Below are 21811 nucleotides of genomic sequence, written 5' to 3'. Positions count from 1 at the left end.
ATAGGAAAATATAAAAAAGATTTGACAGATATTCAAAATTATGCCATAATTATTATTATAAATTTTTATTTGTATTTATACTTATTAAAAGAATAAATATTATGGAGGAAGAAAAAATGGGAAAATCAAAAAAATTAATGGCATTGGCATTTGCATCGATATTTGCACTTGCGGGATGTTCAAGTGGATCAAATGATTCTAAAAGTACTAGTGAAGATTCTGATACTATAAAAATAGGGGCAATTATTCCTCAAACAGGACCCGTTTCTAATTATGGTAACTCATCAGAAAAGGGAGCTTTAATAGCGATAGACGAGATAAATGAAGCAGGGGGTATCAATGGTAAGAAAATAGAATGGAAATCTTACGATGATAAGGGAGAGATTACCGATGCGACTTCGGCTTATAATAAGCTAAAAGGTGATGGAGTTTCTGTAATAGTTGGAGCAATAACATCTAAACCAGCTCTTGCTGTTGCAGAAATTGCTAAAAAAGATGGTATACCAATGATTACACCAACAGGTACACAAGAAGATATAACTAAGGATAAGAAAAACATCTTTAGGACATGTTTTACAGATCCTTACCAAGGAAGACTTCTTGCAAAGTTTGCTTCAGAAAATCAAAAAGCTAAAAAGGTAGCTATTCTTAGAAATACATCATCAGATTATTCAAATGGGATAGCAGATGAGTTTAAAAAAGAGGCTGAGAAGCTTAATCTTGAAATTGTAGCAGATGAGTCTTATGGAGAAAATGATACAGACTTTAAAGCTCAACTTACAAAAATTGCAAGTGCAAAACCTGAAGTATTGTTGGTTCCTGATTACTATGAAAAGATTGCTCTTTTAGCACCTCAAGCAAGAGAAGCTGGTATTGACGCTAAATTTATAGGTGGCGATGGTTGGGATGGGGTTATAAGTGTTATGGATAAGTCTCAACTAAACTTAGTTGAAGGTTCATGTTTTTCAAACCACTTTGCCTTAGATAGTGAAGATGAAAGAACAAAAAAATTTGTTAGTAAATATAAAGAAAAAAACAACGAAGATCCATCATCATTCTCAGCACTTTCTTATGATACAATTTACTTAGTAAAACAAGCTATAGAAGAAGCACAATCTATCGAAAGTGACAAAGTTGTAGAAAAGCTTAAAAATATTGAATTTGATGGTATAACAGGTAAGTTCAAATTTGACGAAAATAATAACCCAATCAAATCAGCATCTATGATGGAAATAAAGGATGGGACTTATAAATTTAACTCAACAGTTAGCCCTGATGAAAACTAAATTTTGATAGGCTGTTGCATTTTTTGCAACAGCCCTTAATTTTAAGGAGAAAGTATGAATTTTTTAACCCAGTTATTTAATGGTCTACAATTAGGATCTATATATGCTCTTATAGCTTTAGGTTACACTATGGTTTACGGCGTTGCAAAGCTTATAAACTTCGCCCATGGGGATATCATAATGGTTGGAGCCTATACAATTTTTTTTGTAGTACAGACAAAATTATTTCAAAGTGGACTTCCACTTTATCTTTCAATAATTCCAGCGATTGTTGCATGTACATTATTGGGAGTTGTGATTGAAAGAATAGCTTATAAACCTTTGAGAAACTCATCTTCTATATCCATATTAATAACAGCTATAGGAGTTTCTTTATTTTTGGAGAATTTATTTGTAAAGTTCTTTACAGCCAATGCAAGACCTGTGGCATCACTTTTTAGTAAAGAAAGTATAAATTTACTTGGTATAAGATTATCATTTCAAACTGTATTTACTATAATAATTACAATAATATTAACTACTATATTGCAATTATTTGTATCAAAAACAAGTCTTGGTAAGAGTATGTTAGCTGTAAGTGAGGACTATAAGGCATCAAGTCTTGTAGGGATAAATGTAGATAACACTATGACAATGACCTTTGCAATAGGTTCAGCTCTTGCAGGTGTTGCAAGTCTTCTTTATGTAGCAAGTTATCCACAAATAACTCCTTTTATGGGATCAATGCTAGGAATTAAAGCTTTTACAGCCGCAGTAGTAGGAGGGATTGGTTCAATTCCTGGAGCGGTTATAGGTGGTTTTATATTAGGAATGATAGAAGTAATGACAAGAGCTTATCTATCAAGCTCCTATGCAGATGCTATTGTTTTTATGGTATTAATTGTAGTTCTTATAGTAAAACCAACAGGTATACTAGGATCTATGGAGAAAGAGAAGGTTTAATATGGATAAAAATAAGAAAATTTCGTATATAGCAACAACTCTTTTAATTTTACTTACATTTGTAATAATACAAGCTTTAATTATAGGAGGAGTTATAGACTCATATTGGCAAGCTATATTATTTTTCCTTTGTATAAATATAATACTTTCCATATCATTAAATATAACAGTGGGAAATCTTGGACAAATTACCCTTGGTCATGCAGGATTTATGTCAATAGGAGCCTATACAGCAGGTATATTTTTAAAAACTGAATTAGTAGGAGGAGTCGGTGGTTTTATAATATCGCTTCTTCTTGCAGGCCTTGTAGCCTTTTTATTCTCGCTTATAATTGGTATACCAGTATTAAGATTAAATGGTGATTATCTTGCCATAGTAACTCTCGCCTTTGGTGAAATAATAAGGGTTCTTGCAGAAAATTTAACTATAACTGGTGGTGCCCAAGGTATGACAGGAATTCCTACAATCGATAGCTTCGCCTTAGTATTTTTTGTAACAGTACTTTCTGTAGTTTTTATGTACTCTATAATGACATCTAGGTTTGGGAGGTCAGTATTAGCAATAAAAGATAACGAACTTGCAGCCGAAAGTTCTGGAGTTAATACTACAAGATATAAGACTTTTGCTTTTACTTTATCAGCACTTTTTGCGGGTGTTGCCGGAGCTATATATGCCCAAACTACTGGAGTTATAGCAGCTGGTGTATTTAATTATAATAAGAGCTTTGATATCTTAGTAATGGTAGTTTTGGGTGGTATGGGCTCTTTTACAGGCTCTATAATATCAACTATTGTACTTACTATAGTTCCAGAAATTCTAAGAGCCTTTGCTGATTGGAGAATGATAATTTACTCAGTAATACTTGTTTTAGTAATGATATTTAGACCACAAGGATTGATGGGAAGAGAAGAGTTTTCTATATCAAGGCTATTAGCTAAGATAAAAAGAAAAAAAGCTTTAAAGAAGGAGAAAGATGATGGAAAATAGAAAATCAATATTAAAGTGTGATAATATATCTATCTCTTTTGGAGGACTTAAAGCAGTAAATGGTTTTAACCTTGATGTAAAAGAAGGAGACCTTATAGGATTAATAGGACCAAATGGTGCAGGTAAGACCACAGTGTTTAATATGCTAAGTGGTGTTTATAGTCCTACCGAAGGGTCGATATTTTTAGATGGTGAAAGTGTGGGGGGACTTGGTGTATATAAGGTATCCCAAAAAGGAGTTTCTAGAACCTTTCAAAATATAAGGTTGTTTGATTATCTTTCAGTAATAGATAATGTAAAGCTTGCTATGAACCAAGATATGAGATATAACGTTATATCAGGTATGCTAAGACTTAAATCTTACTGGCAAGAAGAAAGAGAGGCTACAAAAAGAGCACTTGAGATCTTAAAAATCCTAGATTTACAATCCTATGCCAACGATAGTGCAGGCAACCTCCCATATGGAGCTCAAAGAAAGCTTGAAATAGCAAGGGCTATTGCAACAAATCCTAAACTTTTGCTCTTAGATGAACCAGCTGCAGGTATGAATGCTATAGAAACTGAAGCTTTAATGGATACTATAAGAATGATAAGAGATAAGTATAAACTTGCTATAGTTTTAATCGAACATGATATGAAACTTGTATTAGGAATATGTGAAAGACTACTGGTGTTAAATCATGGAATAGTAATCGCAGAAGGTAATCCTAGGGAAGTTGTTAAAAAAGAGGAAGTAGTAAGTGCCTATCTTGGTTCAGGTTATGGAGGAGATAATGCTTAAAGTAGAAAATTTAAATGTATATTATGGAAATATCCATGCTATAAAAGATGTATCTTTAAAGGTTAATAATGCAGAGGTTGTATCACTTATAGGTGCTAATGGTGCAGGAAAGACAACAACACTTCAAGCTATTTCTTCCCTATTAGATAAAAGAAGTGGAAAAGTAATTTTTGAAAATTCTGACATAACAAATGCCAAGGCTTATAAGGTTACAAGACTTGGTATAGCCCAAGTTCCTGAAGGAAGAAGGGTATTTTCAAATCTTTCTGTCCTTGATAATATAAATTTAGGCTCTGTTGCAACAAAAATATCAGATAAAGAAAAAAATGAAAAGATAGAGAGAATATATGAACTTTTTCCTGTTTTGGAGGATAGAAAAAATCAAAAAGCAGGTACCTTATCAGGAGGTGAGCAACAAATGCTTGCCATGGCGAGAGCTATAATGACAAATCCTAAACTTTTATTGTTAGATGAGCCTTCTATGGGTCTTTCACCCCTATACGTTGAAAAAATATTTGAAACTATAAAGATTTTAAAAGAAGAAGGCTCTACAATATTATTAGTTGAGCAAAATGCTAACCTTGCTCTCGACATATCAGACAGGGCCTATGTACTTGAAACTGGTAGGATAGTAAAAGAAGATAAGGCAGAAAACTTAAAAAACGACCCAAGCGTTAGAAGTGCATATTTGGGAATATAATTATAGGAGTCTTATTTTAGACTCTTATATTTTTTTCTTTAATTTAAACAAAATATCTTGATAATTCAAACAGAATAATTACACAATTATATAATAAACTTTACAAACTTGTTTTATAGTAATGATAGATAAGAAATAGGAGGTTATTTATGAAAAAAAATAAGTTAATCTTAGCTTTAATTATTGCAAGTACAAGTAGTATAGTTCTACCAACTTCAAATGTCCAAGCAGCTAATATTACAGATGTAGAAGGTCAAGAAACTAAAGAAGTTGTAGAAAAAAATATAGCTGATATTCCAAAAGATGATGAAGTTACATATCCAAAAAATGAAAAAGATACAAGAGAATCCGATGGAACAAATAAATTCAATAGGGCTACTGAAACTGAAAGGGAAACTTTTGGTGAAGATAAGAATGTAGTAAATATTGATAAAAATGTTAAGGCTAAACTAGATGAAACTAAGGGAGAATATGGTAAAAAGAATGGTGAATATGCTAATAATAAGCTTAAAGCCATAGATACTCCTGTTAAAAACGTAGTTATAAATCCAGGTGAAAATGAAAATAAAGTTGCAGTAACTTGGTTTGGCAAGTCAGAGATAAGGGATAGTTCAAGACTTTACTTTAATGGAAAAGAATACAAACCTGAAAGGGCAAGAAAGACAGGGGACTCTAATGGTTACTCTACTTATACAGTTCTTTTAGATATAAAACCAGGTGAAAATTATGAATATTATATAAAAAATGATAATTATAAAACTGAAAAGAAAACACTAAAAACTAAAGCTTTAGGAAATGATAATGAATTCTCCATGGTTTTAATTGGAGATCCACAAATAGGTTCTGGTGATAGTGTATGGGATTCTAAAGGACTTAATAAAAATACCCAAGCTAAGGTAGATCAAGATAAAATCGACTTTGCTAAGACAATAGAGATTGCAAGAAAGCTTGACCCACACTTTTTTTTATCAATGGGTGATAATGTTGAGATTGCAGGATATGAAGGAGAATATGATTACTTCTTTGATAATGACCTATTTAGAGAAAAAATATTCTCATCAGTAGTTGGAAATCATGAAACTTACATTGATAAGAATGATACAAGCTTACAAAATACTGTATTTTCTGATCATTTTTATCTTCCAAATGAATCAGAACTTGGATCAATTTCATATGAAAATGAAGATGGAACAAGAACATACATACCTGGAGATTATTGGTATAGCTATGGAGATACTCTTTTCTTAAATATAAATTCAAATGAAAGAGATTCAAATATCCATTCTAAATTTATTGAAAAAGCAATAAAAAATGCCGAAGAAAAAAGAGGTTCAAACTTCTCGTGGAAAGTTGTATCCTTCCATCATGCTCCATACTCCACAGCAACCCACACCTCAGATGATGACATACTTCAAAGAAGAAGTGAGCTAGTAAAAATATTTAATAATAACAATATAGATCTAGTATTGAATGGACATGATCATATTTATGTAAGAAGTGGTCATATGCTTGCAGGTGAACAGGCCCTAGATTTTGAAAAAGCTTATGGAACACACAAAAATGATCCTAATGCAGGTATTAAAGATAACTTCACAAAAACGTATAATAACTATATCTATGATAATGGTAAAGTAGTGGTTGATGGAATAAGTTTAGATTATGGTTCTAATGAAGTTACAGATCCTAGGGGAACACTGTTTTTAACAATGTCTGCATCAGCAGGAGCAAAATTTTACAATCCTATTGGAGAAGATCAATGGTTTGTTCAAAGATCTTTAGATGATAGAAGTCAATTATTCTCAAAACTTACTTTCTCTAAAAACCAGTTTAGACTTCTAACAATGGATACTGATGGTAATATAGTAGATTCATACACAATAAATAAAACTGACGAACATATTAAAAATCCTAATAATAAAGAAAAAACTAACTTTAGCAAGCTTGAAGCATATATAAGAAAAATTCAAGGAAAAAAGCTTTTACTTGATAAGGAGAATATAAGAGCATATAACTATGCAATTGAAAATGCAATCAAGGTATTAAATGATAAGAATGCAAGTCAAGAAGAAGTTGATAGTGCAATAGAAGTTCTTAACACAAGATTATCAGGTGTAGAATTTCTAAGAGAAGATAATAAAAATACAGACAATAAAGACTCAAAAGTGGATAAGAATGTAAAAGATTCTAAAGATAAATATTGCCAAAAAGATAAGGAAGTATCTATAAAAAAAGAAATAAAAGCTCAAAAGACAAAAGTAGAGAACTTTAAAAAAGACTCAGACTTTGAAAATAAAAATTTCATTAAATCTTCTAATGTAAAAACAGGTGTCACATCCCTATCTTCAATCTTAGGATTAATTTCAATATCAATACTTGGCTTATCTAAAAGTAAAAGAAAATAACATTTAAGTAAGAAGACCTCTAGCAGGTCTTTCTTTACTTGTTTTTTTATTTCTTTTTCTGTAAACTAGATATAGTTTAGAAAGGATATGAAATGAGACTAAGGTTTAAAGAAAACGCCATTCCAGAAATGAAAGAAAATCCACAAATATTTTTTGGTGGAGAAGATAAAAAGGGAAAGTGGCACGAAGAATTTAATAATAAAGAAGAAATTCATTTAGAAATTGGGGCAGGACGTGGTGATTTTATAAGTCAAATTGCGTTTAATAATAAAAATACCAACTTTATAGCCCTTGAAGTAAATACTAATGCCTTTGTAGTAGCAAGTAGAAAGATTAAAGAAAATGAGCTTAGAAATGTAAGAGGACTTATAGCAGATGCAGAAGACCTTGAAAAAATTTTTGAAAAAAATGAGATAGATAAGATATACCTTAATTTTTCAACCCCATGGCCTAAAACCCGACATCACAAAAGAAGACTAAGTCATAAAAGATTTTTAGATAGGTATAAAAATATAGTGAAAGACAAGGCTGTAATTGAGCTTAAGACTGATAATGAAGATTTTTTTCTTGCATCAATTAAATACTTTGAAGATTTTAGTATGACAATTTTAGAAGTTGATAGAGATTTAAGTGAGGAAAAAAGCATTTATATTAGTGAATATGAAAGAAAATTTAGAGATAAAGACATGCCTATTTTTTATGTGAAGGCAAGGTTCAATCTATGAATATAACTATAGTAAGCGTAGGCAAAATAAAAGAAAAATATTTTAAGGATGCTATAGATGAATACAAAAAAAGGCTAAGTCCCTTTACTAAGCTTAAAATCACAGAAGTTTCAGACGAAAAAGCTCCAGAAAATTTATCAGAAGCTGAGATTGAAATCGTTAAAGATAAAGAAGGAGAAAGAATATTAAAAAAGATAAATGATACTGACTTTGTCATAAGTCTTGAGATAGAAGGCAAAAGTATTTCGAGTGAGAAATTTTCTAATATGATAAAAGATGAGATGAACTTTGGTGGAGGTCGAGAACTAATTTTTGTGATAGGTGGTTCTAATGGTCTTTCTAAAAAGATAAGTGATAGGGCAAATTATAAATTGTCTTTTTCAAAAATGACCTTACCTCATAAACTTATGAGACTTGTTTTAATTGAGCAGATTTATAGGGCATTTAAAATAATAAACAATCAACCTTATCACAAATAAAACTAAACAAGCTATTGTAGTATGAAAAATTCATATTACAATAGCTTATTTTTATTCTTCTATAATTTCAATTGAAAAACCTTGTGGATCTTTAATAAAGTAAAACTTTGCTGATCCATCAGATAAGCTGCCTATTTTTTGGCTTACAATACCCATTTTTTTGTGTTTCTCGTAGGCTTTTTTAAAGTTTTTTACTCCAAAGGCCATATGTCCATAATATGAACCATGTTTATACTTACGTCCATCATGATTATAAGTTAATTCTAGCTCATATTTCTCATCTTCACTCGCCATATAAATTAGTGAAAATTCATCATCATCATCATCAAAATCCTTTCTACTTGTTATATGCATATTTAACGCATCTTCGTAGAATTTTATACTTTCTTTATCGTTATCTGTGTATATACATGTGTGTAAAGCTTTAAATTTCATATTACCTCCTAAGTATTATTACTATACCCAAATATAAAGGAAATTATAAGTTATCTAATTAAAATGAATATTTATATAGGTATTGCTATACTTTATTTAATTTTTAAAGTATAAATTAGCAAATAAAACGAATGAGAAATTCTTAAATTAATGGCTAGCTTTAATATACTTATCTTTTGCCAAAACAAACGGAAGTGGTATAATTAAAAATATATCAAGCAAAATTTTATATAATAGTATTACAAAAAAATAAAAACTCTTAAAAAATATTTGACAAGATTGCAAATAAAGCTTATACTATTAAAGTAATGTTTAGCCCAGATAGCTCAGTCGGTAGAGCAGGGGACTGAAAATCCCCGTGTCGGTGGTTCGATTCCGCCTCTGGGCACCAGTATATGCGGAAGTGGCTCAGTGGTAGAGTATCGCCTTGCCAAGGCGAGGGTCGCGGGTTCGAATCCCGTCTTCCGCTCCATAAGGCGCCATAGCCAAGTGGTAAGGCAGAGGTCTGCAACACCTTTATCCCCAGTTCAAATCTGGGTGGCGCCTCCACACAACAAGTCCTCGAAGAGGGCTTTTTTTGTATCTAAAATGAAAGGATATATATGTTAATTATTAGCCATAAGTCAAGAAAAGAATTTACAGATTATTTAGATTTTAAAAAAATCCCATATATAAAAACTATAGACAATCCTAATCTTGATGAAAGAATAGCAGATCATCCAGACCTGTCTTTGTGTAAGGTAGATGAAAATACTATTATTATAGATGCTAGTGTAAGCTCGTACTATAAGGATAAACTTCCTCATATTAGAATTATCAAAGGAGAAAAAGTGTCATATAAATATCCTAATGACTCTATATATAATGTAGTTTCCTTTAAAGAATTCTACATTCACAATAATTTTACTGAAAAAAATATAAGAAAATATTTTAAAAATAAAGACCACTTGTTTGTAAAACAAGGATACACTAGATGTTCTACAATTGTTTTAAATGACTCATTACTTACATCTGATTTAGGTATATATAAAAGACTTAAAGATAAGCTAAAAATTTATCTTTTAAATGAAGAAGAAATTGAGCTTGATGGATTTTCTAAAGGTTTTTTGGGAGGATGTTTTGGGCTTGTAGATGAAAAAATTGCCTTATTTAATGGAAATATAGAAAGATTGTCCTCATATGATATAATTAAAAGTATAATAGTTAAAGAAAAATTAGATTTATTATATCCAGACAGTAATTTATTAGATACTGGGTCATTAATTTGGATTTAGTAAGGAAGGAAATATGAATATAGTAAAACCACAAACAATAGCAGGAGTTATGGAACTTTTGCCAGAAGATCAAATAGTATTTGATAAAATCAAAAATACAATAGAAAAAACTTTTTTATCTTATCAATTTTTGCCAATTGATACACCAGCAATAGAAAAAAATGATATTTTATTTGCCAAGGGTGGTGGAGAAACTGAAAAACAAATATTTGCCATAGATTCATCAAAAAAAGATATGTCTTTAAGATTTGATCTTACAGTTCCTCTTGCAAGATACGTAGCAGAACACTTTTCTGAATTAAATTTTCCATTTAAAAGATATCAAATAGCAAAAGTTTATAGGGGTGAAAGAAATCAAAAGGGAAGATATAAGGAATTTTACCAATGTGACATAGATATAATTGGAAATAATTCTTTATCTATCCACAATGATGCTCTTATACCTAAGGTTATTTATGATATATTTCAAAAACTTAATTTTGATGGGATAACTTTTCATATAAACAATAGAAAATTATTGAATGGATTTTTTGAATCTCTTGATATAGAAGAAAAGGAAGAAGTTTTAAGGACAATTGATAAAAAAGCTAAGATTGGTGATGAAAAAACAAAAGAACTTTTAGATGAAATTGTTGGAAGTGAAAAAAGTGAAGAGATTTTAAAGCTTATTAACACAGATAAAGGCAATGAAGCAACTTTATCCTACCTTGAAAACTTAGATTTGAATGAAAATTATAAAAAGGGTTTGAAAGAGCTAAAGGAAGTATATAAGTATATGCTTAAATTTGGGATTGATGATAAGTCAATTCTTATAGACTTATCTATTACAAGAGGGCTTGATTATTATACATCTACAGTTTATGAGACATTTTTAGATGGATATGAATCAATAGGCTCAGTTTGCTCTGGTGGAAGATATGAAAATTTAGCTGAAAACTTTTCAAAACAAGCCCTTCCTGGAGTAGGATTATCAATAGGTCTTACTAGATTATTCTACCAATTTCAAGAACTTGGGCTTATTGAAAAATACAGGGAGAATTTTACAGATTCTCTTATTATACCAATGGATGAAAGCCTAAATTTCTATGCAATAGATATAGCAAATAAGTTAAAAGATGAAGGGTTTAAGATTGATATTTATCTTGAAGATGGCAAGTTTAAAAAGAAGATGAATTATGCAGATAAGATAAATGTCAAGAAAGTAATAATAATTGGTCAAGAAGAATATGAAAAGAAACTAGTTTCTATTAAAAATATGGAAAATGGTGAGCAAGTAAGTGTCGATATTAATAAAATATCAGAATATTTAAAATAGAGGAGTATTATGACCTATAAGATAATTACCGACAATTCAAGTGATATGAATGTTGAATTTTTCAAAAATTCTAATATTGTAACCATTCCTATGCAATCTAGTATGGGGGATAAGATTTATGAAATAACAGGAGATAAAATTGATCTTTTAAATAGTTTTTATGAGCATATGATAGAAGGAAATAGTGTTTCTACAAGTCAGGTCAATTTAAAGGCTTTTGAGAGTTGTTTTGAGGATATTCTAAAAGATGGGAAAGATGTTCTATATTTAGGTATATCTGATAAGCTATCTGGAACTTTTCAAAATGCACAAACAGCAAAAGAAAATTTAAAAGATAAGTATAAAGATAGAAGAATTGAAATCTGTAATCCTCGTCAAGCATCAACTGGCGGAGGTCTTATGATGGAAATTTTAGAAAAAAAACAAAAAGATGGTCAAAGTCTTGATGAACTTTTGGAATTTATAAAAGAAAATTCTAAATTTCTTGCATCCCAATTTGGTGTGGATAGTTTAAAATACCTATATAAGGGTGGAAGAATTAGTAAAACACAAGCGGGAATAGGAGATTTCTTAAGAGTAAAACCACTTATTCATATTGATGATGAAGGTGCGTTGGCTATATTAAAGCTTGAAAGAGGAAACAAAAAAGCTTTAAAGACTCTAATAAGTAATTTTAGGGATAATTGGAGAGATGATATATCTAATAAAGTTTTAATAGGTTATGCCTACTATGATGAAAATGCCAAAAAGTTAAAAGAACTTTTAGAACAAGAATTTCCAAATGCAGAAATTAAGCTTGCACCAATAGGTTCTCTTATAGGAAGTCATGTGGGTCCAGGTATGTATTCAATTTCATATTTTGCTAAAAAAAGATAGGAGATTCATGTTAAAAGATAAGAAAAATGCCATAATTTTTTCCTTGATTGCAATGTTATTGTGGGGAAGTGCAATTCCTTTAATAAAATCAACATATATTGAGCTTGGTGTAGAAAGTTTTGATACCTTTTCTAAAGTATATATAGCTGGAATAAGGTTTTTTATGGCGGGTATACTTGCCTTTTTATACGCAATTATATTAGGAAAAGAAAAAATATCTTTATCGAGAATAAATTTAAAGTTTGTTATTATACTTGCACTTTTTCAAACAAGCCTTCAATATTTTTTCTATTATATAGGACTTTCTAATACTACAGGTGTTAAGTCATCTATAATCCAAGCATCAAACTCATTTATGATTGTCTTGATATCACTTGTACTTGTTCCTGAAGATAAGTTATCCATAAATACAATTTTTGCCTTGATTATAGGAACATTGGGTATAGTTTTAGTAAATTCGAATAAGGGATTTGGTGGTGGATTTAAGATAACAGGTGAAGGTTTTATTTTTACATCAACGTTTATAAATGCCCTATGTTCAGTTTTAATAAGAAAATATTCAAAAGGTCAAAGTCCATACCTATTAAATGGCTTCGCTCTACTTATAGGCTCCTTGCCTTTGTTAATATTTGGTAAAATTCTACAAGTTAATGAACTCTATTTTACTCCTAAGGCTCTTATTATGTTATTATATGGTGCTTTTATAACGGCTACTTCATTTACTATATGGACAATAGTGCTACAAAACCATTCAGCGAATAAGTTTGGAGTATTTAAATTATTTATACCAATCTTTGGTTCAATCTTATCCGTTATAGTATTGGGTGAATCATTTACAATAAGACTATTTTTTGGACTGATTTTAGTACTTTTAGGTTCATTAGTATTAATAAAAGGAAAAACTAAGAAAAAAGTTATTGAATAATTAACTGGCCCCATAAATTGTTTTTTGATATGTAATCTTTTTATTGGATAGACCTAGTAAAAGGACCATATATAATTAGATACAATTTATGGGGTTATTTTATTGATTCTTATTAGATTTTTTTATTATTGGTCTTTTTAAATTGTTTGAAAGCTCATAAATAGGTCTTATTAATTCAAAATTTTTTTTATCCTTATATCTTACAATCTTCATTAAGTCGAGTGCCCAATTTATAAGATATTTTGATAGGTAGAAAGCATATATATCATTTGCAAGTATAGATCGTCTACCATTTATAACTATATCGTTTCTAATTTCTTTAAAGTAGTCTATAAGTACCCTTCTATTGTATTTATTAAATAGAACTTCAATTAATGCTATAAGGGATACTATATATTTATCTTCTATATAATTTATGGTAAAAACTATAGTATTATCAAAATTTAATACTATATCTTCATTTTTTTCATGTCCTTTATAAAATTCAAAATATTTATCCCTATCAAATCCTTCAAAAAAATTAGGATAAAGTCCATAGGTGAAATTTGAATGCTTAAGATATTCTTTAAAAAAAGAAAGGTCATTTGAATTATCAAATATAGTTATGAAAATTGGAGAAAGAATTACTAAAAGTCTTAAAATTTCATCATCTTTATCATTTTCTATAAGAAGTTTTATTCTATCAGATTCATTTGATTCACCAAATTTATAATAAGAAAGTTTTTTTAAATTTTTCCTTATTTCAAATGAATTCTTACCTTCATAAAAAAAAGCTTTCCCATCCTTAAATATTATTACTTTCATTGTCTAATATTTTCGAATTTTGCCTTAGTTACTTTTGCCAAATCTTTTGGATTAAGAACTATGGAAACACCAACTTTTCCACCTGATACAATCATTTTATCAAGCTCTTTTGCACTATCATCAATAAAGACAGGAAAGTTTTTTTTCATAGCAAGAGGACTTGTTTCTCCTCTTTGGTAGCCTACAGTTGACTTTAACTTCTTGGTTGGAAGGATTGATATGGATTTAACCCCAGCAATTTTAGCAGCCTTTTTCATATCAATTGAGTCATAACTTCTTACAAGATATATTATTACATATCCATCCTTAGAAAGACAGGCTATAGTCTTAAACATAATATCAAGGTCTTCATGAGCTTTTTCACCTGCATCCACAGCAGAGATAAATTCTCCATCTAAGTCGTATTCTATCTCTTCATATTCTATATTATTATTTTCTAATATTCTCATCGCATTTGTTTTAGTATTTGCCATAATTAACTCCTCATAATTTTATATTACTCTAATAATCCAAAAAATCATTTTTTATGATTCTAAATGGGTATAGATTAATTATAAGAAACTAGGAGATTATAAATGATTGAAAAAATTATAATAACATATATCTATCATTCATGTTATACTGTAGAGATAGGAGACTATTTTATTATATTTGACTATTACAAAGGAGTTTTAAATATACCAGAAGATAAAAAGGTTATCTTTGTAGCAAGTCATGGACATTCTGACCATTATACATCTGAAATACTTAAAATACCTAATATGGAAAAATATACCTATATTCTTTCAGAAGACATTGCTTACTTAGAAAGTGAAGACAATATTATATATATAAAGGATAGTAAGCTTGGTATAGACCAATTAAAATCACTTTATTCATCAAAAAATGTTCTTTTGATAGGAAAGGATAGGTATAAAGATATTAAGATAGGTAAGGAAAGCATTGGGATAAAAACATTTGGGTCAACCGATGTAGGAATATCTATTCTACTTTATGTAAGTGGAATATCTATATTTCATGCAGGAGATTTAAATTATTGGGCATGGAAAGATAATGATGACAAAACTGATAAGAAGGAGTATTATTCTTTTATCGAAGAAGTTGAAAAGATAAAAGAATGCTCAATAGATATAGCCTTTTTCCCAGTGGATTATAGACTTGAAGAAAATTATTACAAAGGACCAAAGATTTTTGCTAATAGCGTAAGTCCACAATTGATGTTTCCCCTTCATAGTGGAGATCATGAAACAATAAGTCAAAGATTTAAAAGAGAAGTAAAATTAGATTCTACTATTTTTAGGCCAATAATAGATAAGGGTCAAAAAATAATAGTAGATATAAAGGAATAAGAGGTAAAAATGGAAAAAATTGCAATTTTGGTCGATTCTGGATCTGATATCGACATAAAAAAAAGCGAAGAATTTGGCATTTATATGATGCCTTTTTATGTGAATTTAGATGGAAAATTTTATAAGGAACAATTTGAGCTAAGTCCAGATGATTTCTATAAGTGGATGGAAAAAAATGAAAAATTACCAAAAACTTCAATTCCATCACCTGGAGAATTAAAAGAAAAATTTGATCAGATAGTAAATGATGGATATGAAAAGTTAATTATTATAACAATTTCTAAAAACTTCACTGGTTTCTATAACTTATGTAAGCAAATGGACTATAATAAACTGGATATTAGGGTGATAGACTCAAAATCAGTGGCCTTAACTACAGGTCTTTTGGCTATATATGGTAAAAAGTTAATTGATGACTGCTTAGATATTGATGAAATTGTTGAAAAAATAGAAAAAAAGAAGCAAGAATCAAAAATATTTTTTACCTTAGATACCTTTAAATATATAATAGCTGGTGGTAGGGTGCCAAGAGCCTTTGGCAAGGTTGGAGAATTACTAAATATAAAACCTATAATCTTGTGTGACCCAAATGATGGGAAATATCATATAGTTAAAACATGTAGAGGTGAGAAAAAGGTTATAAAAGAAATGGAAAAATTAGCCAATGAATACTTGGGTAAGCTTGATAAATATTATATGATAATATCCAATGCAGGATATAAAAGAGGGCAAGAAATTTTAGAAGAGAAGCTTGAAAGTTTTAAAGAAAAATCAAGTCTATTTTTAACATCTAAGATAGCACCAAGTCTTGGGGTAAATACAGGACCAGGTCTATTTGGTTTTGGATTTTTGCCATTGGATTGATTAATAGTAATAAATAAAGACCTGGCATCGCCAGGTCTTTTGTAAAATTCACTTATTTAATTTCTAATGAGTTTTCCCATAAACCATGAATGTTGCAATAGCTTAGTGCAAAAAGTGTACCTTTTTTCTCGGATTTAAATTCACCTACTGCCTTTGGTACTGAGTAAACTTCGGATTCACCATGAGCTGAGAAATTATAATCTGCTACTTCTATAGGTAACTTGCTACCTTCTGGAATGAAAAATACTTTTATCCAAACTATATGGTGCTCTAGTGTATTAGGGTGTTCAATTTCTGTTCCTACAGCAGCAGAAACTTCATATTTACCTTCATCTAGTTCTTTGTATTCTAATTCTGGTACGTGTTTTTCGTTTTTCCAATCACCTGATTGTACTGTTTGTGTTAATAACATTTATTCCTCCTAAAGTTTTTATCTACATTTTTATTATTACCCTATTTTTATGAAAATTAACATTAGTTTTAATTTCTTTTTAAAATGAGCTCTTATTTGATATAATAAACTTATTATGGAAAAAATTTTAATTACAACAAGCTTTGGACTTGAAAGTTTGGTTAAAAGACAATTACAAGAGGAAAATTTCAAAAATATAAAAGTAGATAATGGAATGCTAACTATAAACGGAAGTCTAAAGGATATGGCATATCTTAACCTATCATTAAGAGAGGCTGATAGAGTCTATTTAGAAATAAAATCTTTTGAGGCAAAAACTTTTGATGAACTTTTTGAAAAAATGAAGGCTATTGATTGGTTTGATTATATAAGAGAAGATGATAATTTTATGGTCAATGCAAGAACATTTAAGTCAAAACTTCATTCAATACCATCTATTCAATCAATAGGGGAAAAAGCTGTGATTGAATCTTTACGAAGAAAGTATAAAATAGGAACTTTCAAAAAGACAAACGCTAGGGTAAAAATTGAACTAATGATTGAAAAAAATGTGGTATCAGTATGTTTTGATACATCTGGAGATGGACTTCATAAGAGGGGCTATAGAGAAGATTCTGTTAAGGCACCTTTAAGAGAAAATCTTGCAGCGGCCTTAGTTGATCTTTCATTTTATAAATATGATAGGTTTCTAGTGGATGGATTTTGTGGATCTGGAACTATTCTAATAGAGGCTGCAAGGAAAGAAAGAGGAATACTTCCTGGAATAGATAGGAATTTTGATTTTACTAAGTACCTATTTTTTAATACTGAAGAATTTGAAAAAATAAAAAAGGAAGCATATGAGCGAATAGATTTTTCTAAAAAGCTCAATATTTTAGGGTCTGATATTTCAAAAAGAGCAATAGAGCTTTCTAAAATTAATGCCTTAAATGCTGGAGTTGAAGAAGATATAACATTTATAAATAATAACTTTAAAGATATTAATCTGAGGGATAATTATGGAATCTTTATATCAAATCCACCCTATGGAGAAAGACTTTCAAGGTTTGATACAAAAGAAGTAAATAATCTTATAAATAATAAGTTTAAAAAACTTTCTACTTGGTCTTTGTTTATTATTTCATCAGATAAGAATATTGACAAAAATATAAAAAAAAGACTATCAAAGAAGAGAAAACTATATAATGGAGGTCAAAAAGTAGATCTTTATCAATATTTTGGAAAAAAAGCCCAGATTTAAATAGAAAAATGTAAATTTAAGGGTACTATAAATACAGCAATAATTGGAGGTGCTTATTATCACAAATGAAGATAAAAAGACAAGTATAAGACATAAAATCTTAGTTTTTGCTCTTATTGTACTTGGAATATATATTATAGGAGGAGTAATATTTAATTTTATTACCCTACCAAATACTTATGTTAACGGTAAAAATGTATCTTTTGCTTCAAAAGATACTGTAGTAGGAGATTCAGTTGATGATTTTGAAATTAATATTGAGGGAGAAGACGAAAGAAAATTAAACTTTAAATCCCAAGATGTAGATTATAAAGCTAATATTCCTAAGGAAGCAAGTCTTGATCAAAATCCCTTAAAGTGGCCTATAAGTTTTTTTACTAAAGAAAATTATAAATTTGATTATAATATAAATTATGATGATAATAAACTTGAAGAAATAATTAAATCATCAGAGCTTATGAACAATATAACCAAACCAAAAGATGCAGAAATAGCATATGATGGTCAAAAATTCATATTAAAAAAAGAAGTTTTAGGAAATGAAATTGATTATAATAAGCTAAAAAGTGCAGTGGTAGACGCCTTACAAACTAGAAATGCAAACATAAAACTTGATGATTCTTTTTATAATAGACCTAAAAGGCTTGCAAATGATTCTAATATTAAAAAAGAATTAAAAGATGCAAACGAAGTTTTGGCTTTGAGTTTTAAATTTAATATTAATGGTTTTGATAAGAAAATTGAGGGAGAAACTCTTGCTGGCATGATTGAGGATAAGGATGGAAAGCTAAGCCTTAATTATGAAAAAGTATATTCTTATGTAGAGAATATGGCCGAAGAAACTAATACCTATGGAAGAAATAGAAAGTTTAAGGCAACAGATATAGGAGAAATCACTGTAAATCCTGGAGTTTATGGATTCAAACTTAATATAGATGAAACTATAAATTCCCTTTATGATGCTTTTAACCAAAGGAAAAGCCAAGAAATTGAGCCAGTTTATGAAAGGTATGGATTAAAAAGACTTGAGGATGGAACAGATTTAGGAAATACCTATGTAGAAGTTGATCTTTCTAGACAGCATATGTGGTATTACAGAGATGGCGAATTATTATTATCAACTGATATAGTTACAGGAAGGTTATCAGAAAATGCTCTAACTAATGTAGGTGTAGGTTCAATTCTATCAAAAGAAAGAAAATCAACACTTAAGGGTACAGATTTTGATGGGTCAAAATATGAGACCCCAGTTGAATATTGGATGCCTATTGGTTGGGATGGTGAAGGATTCCACGATGCCCCATGGAGAGGAGCCTTTGGAGGTAATATTTATCAAAATAATGGTTCTCATGGTTGCTTAAATATGCCACCATCACAAGCACAAAAATTATTTGAACTAGTAGATGTAAATACACCGGTAGTAGTATATGAATCATCTACTTCATATTCGCCACAAATGGCATATTAAGGATTTAAAAAGTGCTATCTTAATGATAGTCACTTTTTATCTTTATATAAGAATATATAAGTGAAAGGAAGAAAAATTGATAAAGATTGAAAATTTAAATTTTTCTTATAAAAATGAATCTGATGAAAATATTGAATATACTCATGCTCTGAAGAGTTTATCACTTGAGATTAATGATGGGGAATTTGTTGCAATTCTTGGTCACAATGGATCTGGGAAATCAACCCTTGCAAAACTTTTAAATGGACAAATATTTCCTACAAGTGGTGATATATGGATAGCAGGTATGAATACAAAGGATGAGGATAAAATTTGGGATATAAGAGAAAAATGCTCTATGGTATTTCAAAATCCTGATAATCAAATGGTTGCAACAACTGTAGAACAAGAAGTTGCCTTTGGACCTGAGAATCTACAAGTTGAAAATCCAAAGCTAAGAGAAAGAGTAGACGAGGCTATAAAGCTTGTTGGTATGGAAGATTATGTTAAAAAATCACCATCAGAGCTTTCTGGAGGTCAAAAGCAAAGAGTTTCTATAGCAGGTGTAATCGCCATGTTATCTGATTGTATAATATTTGATGAGCCAACAGCTATGCTTGATCCACAAGGTAGGGCTGATGTAATGAATATAATAAAGACTTTAAATAAGGATATGAATAAAACTGTAGTTCATATTACCCATTACATGGAAGAGGCAGCTATGGCTGATAGGATAATAGTTTTAAATGAAGGTAGAAAGGCTCTTGAAGGAAGTGCTAGAGAAGTGTTTTCTAAAGTTGATGAAATGAAAGCTTTAGGACTTACAGTCCCTCAAGTTACAGAAATTGCTTTTAAACTTAGGAAAGATGGCTATAGATTTGATAAATTACCTTTAAATATAGAAGAATTTTTGGAGTTAATATGAATATAGAACTAAATAATGTTGACTATATCTACAATGAAGATACTAAAAATCCATCTTATGCCTTAAAAAATATAAATTTAACCATAAAAAAACATGAAATCATAGGTCTTATTGGTCAAACAGGTTCAGGAAAATCAACCCTTGTTCAACTTTTAAATGGACTTTTAATCCCAAGTAAGGGTGATGTTATTGTAGATGGAGTAAATACAAAGGAAAAAAATAAAAGAAGAGATATTAGATTTAAGGTAGGACTAGTTTTTCAATATCCTGAAAATCAATTATTTGAAGAAACTGTAGCAAAGGATATAGGATTTGGTCCTAGAAATATGGGACTAGATGATAAAGAAATAGATAAGAGAGTAAAATCATCTATGGAAGCTGTAGGTCTTGATTTTGAAAAAATAAGTGAGAAATCTCCATTTGAACTTTCAGGAGGTCAGCAAAGAAGAGTTGCTGTAAGTGGTATTATATCAATGAATCCTAAAGTATTAGTCCTAGATGAACTAACAGCAGGACTTGATCCTAAAGGAAGAGATGATATATTCGAAGAGATTTTAAAGCTTTATAACAATGATCCAGAGCTTACAATTGTTTTAGTTTCTCATTCAATGGAGGATGTGGCAAAGTATGTGGATAGGGTTATTGTAATGAATAAGGGAAAAGTATTTTCAGATAAGTCAACCTATGAAACATTTACAGAGACAGATTTATTATCAATAGGCCTTGATATACCACAAGTATCAAAATTTATGAAAGCTCTTAGAAAAAATGGTGCAAATGTTAGAGATGATATATATACTGTAGATGATGCAGTAATTGAGCTTAAAAGATATTTGGAGGCAAAAAATGAATAACATAGCAATAGGTCAATACCTACCATATGATACCTTTATTCATAGACTTGATCCAAGAGTTAAGCTTGTTTGTTCATTATTATTTATAATAACAATATTTTTTGTAGAAGACTTTATTGGATACATTCCATTTGTAATTATTCTAGCTTTAATGATTTGGGTTGGAAAAATACCTGTAAAATCTCTTGTAAAAAGTATTAAACCTTTGATTTGGATACTACTTATAACTGGACTTATTAATTTATTTACAACAGAAGGAAAAGAGCTTTTTACAATATTTTCTTTAACAGCAACATATGAAGGTCTTTATAAAACAGTATTTATGTTTATAAGGATTATAATGATTGTTGTATCCACATCAGTACTGACATTTACTACAAGTCCTATGGAATTAACTGATGGACTTGAAAAGTTATTTGGACCTTTAAAAAGATTTGGTTTTCCAGCTGGAGAGCTTGCTATGATGGTTTCTATTTCTTTAAGATTTATTCCAACTCTTTTTGAGGAAGCTCAAAGAATAAAAATGGCACAAATGGCAAGAGGAGCTGACTTTGAAAGTGGAAATATAGTAAATAGGGCAAAGAATATGATTCCTCTTTTAGTTCCATTATTTATAAATTCTTTCAAAAGAAGTGATGATCTTGCAACTGCTATGGAGGCAAGATTATATAGAATAGGACGAAGGCGAACTAGACTAAATGAAATCAAAATGTCAAATATAGATTATGTAGTTCTTATTTCTTTTATAGTATTTTGTGCTATTGTAATAGCTATATATTTCATATAAT

Annotated in this window: 23 protein-coding genes and 3 tRNA genes; 22 read left to right on the top strand and 4 right to left on the bottom strand. The window is 29.7% G+C overall.

Going from position 1 to position 21811, the window contains the following annotated elements:
• Window positions 1-116: 116 nt before the first annotated feature.
• The 8 genes from FYJ26_RS02735 (at window position 117) to rlmH (ending at window position 8303) form a co-directional block, all read left to right on the top strand.
• Window positions 117-1286: an ABC transporter substrate-binding protein gene (locus FYJ26_RS02735; RefSeq protein WP_154539378.1), complete on the top strand. Its 1170-nt coding sequence runs from the start codon at window positions 117-119 to the stop codon at window positions 1284-1286.
• Window positions 1287-1340: 54 nt separating this feature from the next.
• Window positions 1341-2228 carry a branched-chain amino acid ABC transporter permease gene (locus FYJ26_RS02730; RefSeq protein ID WP_154539376.1) on the top strand — a complete coding sequence of 296 codons (888 nt, stop codon included), beginning with the start codon at window positions 1341-1343 and terminating at the stop codon, window positions 2226-2228.
• Between the two features lies 1 nt (window position 2229).
• On the top strand, window positions 2230-3216 hold the full coding sequence (locus FYJ26_RS02725) for a branched-chain amino acid ABC transporter permease (RefSeq protein ID WP_154539374.1): 987 nt from the start codon (window positions 2230-2232) through the stop codon (window positions 3214-3216).
• Window positions 3206-3997, top strand: coding sequence for an ABC transporter ATP-binding protein (locus tag FYJ26_RS02720; protein ID WP_154539372.1), 792 nt, complete (start codon window positions 3206-3208; stop codon window positions 3995-3997). The genes FYJ26_RS02725 and FYJ26_RS02720 overlap by 11 nt, the downstream gene beginning before the upstream one ends.
• Window positions 3990-4697 (top strand): ABC transporter ATP-binding protein, encoded by a 708-nt coding sequence (locus tag FYJ26_RS02715; protein WP_154539370.1) that lies wholly within the window; start codon window positions 3990-3992, stop codon window positions 4695-4697. Before FYJ26_RS02720 ends, FYJ26_RS02715 begins: the two co-directional genes overlap by 8 nt.
• Window positions 4698-4846: 149 nt before the next feature.
• The gene (locus tag FYJ26_RS02710; RefSeq protein WP_154539368.1) at window positions 4847-7099 is read left to right on the top strand and encodes a metallophosphoesterase family protein; all 2253 of its coding nucleotides are present in this window, start codon (window positions 4847-4849) and stop codon (window positions 7097-7099) included.
• 92 nt (window positions 7100-7191) lie between these two features.
• A complete protein-coding gene (gene trmB / locus FYJ26_RS02705; protein WP_154539366.1) occupies window positions 7192-7824 on the top strand; it encodes a tRNA (guanosine(46)-N7)-methyltransferase TrmB in 633 nt (210 codons plus the stop codon).
• Complete coding sequence (rlmH, locus tag FYJ26_RS02700; protein WP_154539364.1) at window positions 7821-8303, top strand: 23S rRNA (pseudouridine(1915)-N(3))-methyltransferase RlmH; 483 nt, start codon at window positions 7821-7823, stop codon at window positions 8301-8303. The genes trmB and rlmH overlap by 4 nt, the downstream gene beginning before the upstream one ends.
• Window positions 8304-8354: 51 nt before the next feature.
• Here rlmH and FYJ26_RS02695 read toward each other — a convergent pair whose 3' ends face one another.
• On the bottom strand, window positions 8355-8738 hold the full coding sequence (locus FYJ26_RS02695; protein ID WP_154539362.1) for a VOC family protein: 384 nt from the start codon (window positions 8736-8738) through the stop codon (window positions 8355-8357).
• A gap of 315 nt (window positions 8739-9053) precedes the next feature.
• Between FYJ26_RS02695 and FYJ26_RS02690 the strand changes: the two genes are divergently transcribed.
• The 7 genes from FYJ26_RS02690 to FYJ26_RS02660 all read left to right on the top strand — a co-directional run bounded on the left by FYJ26_RS02690 (window position 9054) and on the right by FYJ26_RS02660 (window position 13128).
• A tRNA-Phe gene (locus FYJ26_RS02690) sits at window positions 9054-9129 on the top strand.
• 6 nt (window positions 9130-9135) lie between these two features.
• Window positions 9136-9210: transfer RNA gene (locus FYJ26_RS02685), tRNA-Gly, on the top strand.
• A gap of 3 nt (window positions 9211-9213) precedes the next feature.
• Window positions 9214-9287, top strand: a tRNA-Cys gene (locus tag FYJ26_RS02680).
• A gap of 53 nt (window positions 9288-9340) precedes the next feature.
• On the top strand, window positions 9341-10012 hold the full coding sequence (locus FYJ26_RS02675; RefSeq protein ID WP_154539360.1) for a DUF6873 family GME fold protein: 672 nt from the start codon (window positions 9341-9343) through the stop codon (window positions 10010-10012).
• A 13-nt stretch (window positions 10013-10025) separates the two neighbouring features.
• Window positions 10026-11327 (top strand): histidine--tRNA ligase, encoded by a 1302-nt coding sequence (hisS, locus tag FYJ26_RS02670; RefSeq protein ID WP_154539358.1) that lies wholly within the window; start codon window positions 10026-10028, stop codon window positions 11325-11327.
• Window positions 11328-11336: 9 nt separating this feature from the next.
• Window positions 11337-12203 carry a DegV family protein gene (locus tag FYJ26_RS02665; protein ID WP_154539356.1) on the top strand — a complete coding sequence of 289 codons (867 nt, stop codon included), beginning with the start codon at window positions 11337-11339 and terminating at the stop codon, window positions 12201-12203.
• Window positions 12204-12210: 7 nt separating this feature from the next.
• Entirely contained in the window at window positions 12211-13128 is a 918-nt protein-coding gene (locus tag FYJ26_RS02660) for a DMT family transporter (protein ID WP_154539354.1), read from the top strand.
• Window positions 13129-13227: 99 nt separating this feature from the next.
• Here FYJ26_RS02660 and FYJ26_RS02655 read toward each other — a convergent pair whose 3' ends face one another.
• On the bottom strand, window positions 13228-13932 hold the full coding sequence (locus FYJ26_RS02655; RefSeq protein WP_154539352.1) for a hypothetical protein: 705 nt from the start codon (window positions 13930-13932) through the stop codon (window positions 13228-13230).
• Window positions 13929-14405 carry an aminoacyl-tRNA deacylase gene (locus FYJ26_RS02650; RefSeq protein WP_154539350.1) on the bottom strand — a complete coding sequence of 159 codons (477 nt, stop codon included), beginning with the start codon at window positions 14403-14405 and terminating at the stop codon, window positions 13929-13931. Before FYJ26_RS02650 ends, FYJ26_RS02655 begins: the two co-directional genes overlap by 4 nt.
• A 102-nt stretch (window positions 14406-14507) precedes the next feature.
• Between FYJ26_RS02650 and FYJ26_RS02645 the strand changes: the two genes are divergently transcribed.
• Together FYJ26_RS02645 and FYJ26_RS02640 are read left to right on the top strand one after the other, a co-directional pair.
• Entirely contained in the window at window positions 14508-15281 is a 774-nt protein-coding gene (locus FYJ26_RS02645; RefSeq protein WP_154539348.1) for an MBL fold metallo-hydrolase, read from the top strand.
• A 9-nt stretch (window positions 15282-15290) separates the two neighbouring features.
• On the top strand, window positions 15291-16145 hold the full coding sequence (locus FYJ26_RS02640; RefSeq protein ID WP_154539346.1) for a DegV family protein: 855 nt from the start codon (window positions 15291-15293) through the stop codon (window positions 16143-16145).
• Window positions 16146-16197: 52 nt separating this feature from the next.
• Here the strand turns inward: FYJ26_RS02640 and FYJ26_RS02635 are convergent, their stop codons facing one another.
• Window positions 16198-16557: a desulfoferrodoxin family protein gene (locus FYJ26_RS02635; RefSeq protein ID WP_154539344.1), complete on the bottom strand. Its 360-nt coding sequence runs from the start codon at window positions 16555-16557 to the stop codon at window positions 16198-16200.
• Window positions 16558-16672: 115 nt separating this feature from the next.
• On the opposite strand from FYJ26_RS02635, the gene FYJ26_RS02630 reads away from it, so the two are divergent.
• The 5 genes from FYJ26_RS02630 to FYJ26_RS02610 all read left to right on the top strand — a co-directional run bounded on the left by FYJ26_RS02630 (window position 16673) and on the right by FYJ26_RS02610 (window position 21810).
• Window positions 16673-17797: a THUMP domain-containing class I SAM-dependent RNA methyltransferase gene (locus tag FYJ26_RS02630; protein ID WP_154539343.1), complete on the top strand. Its 1125-nt coding sequence runs from the start codon at window positions 16673-16675 to the stop codon at window positions 17795-17797.
• Window positions 17798-17846: 49 nt separating this feature from the next.
• Window positions 17847-19265, top strand: coding sequence for a L,D-transpeptidase family protein (locus FYJ26_RS02625; protein WP_176269431.1), 1419 nt, complete (start codon window positions 17847-17849; stop codon window positions 19263-19265).
• A 76-nt stretch (window positions 19266-19341) separates the two neighbouring features.
• The gene (locus FYJ26_RS02620; RefSeq protein WP_154539341.1) at window positions 19342-20169 is read left to right on the top strand and encodes an energy-coupling factor transporter ATPase; all 828 of its coding nucleotides are present in this window, start codon (window positions 19342-19344) and stop codon (window positions 20167-20169) included.
• A complete protein-coding gene (locus FYJ26_RS02615) occupies window positions 20166-21023 on the top strand; it encodes an energy-coupling factor transporter ATPase (RefSeq protein ID WP_154539340.1) in 858 nt (285 codons plus the stop codon). Before FYJ26_RS02620 ends, FYJ26_RS02615 begins: the two co-directional genes overlap by 4 nt.
• Window positions 21016-21810, top strand: a complete 795-nt coding sequence (locus FYJ26_RS02610; protein ID WP_154539339.1) for an energy-coupling factor transporter transmembrane component T family protein — start codon at window positions 21016-21018, stop codon at window positions 21808-21810. The genes FYJ26_RS02615 and FYJ26_RS02610 overlap by 8 nt, the downstream gene beginning before the upstream one ends.
• Window position 21811 lies beyond the last annotated feature (1 nt).

The sequence above is a fragment of the Anaerococcus porci genome (genome assembly GCF_009696575.1).
GTDB lineage: Bacteria > Bacillota > Clostridia > Tissierellales > Peptoniphilaceae > Anaerococcus > Anaerococcus porci.
Note: the sequence above shows the minus strand (reverse complement) of the source record. Positions and strands in the feature narration are given on the sequence as shown.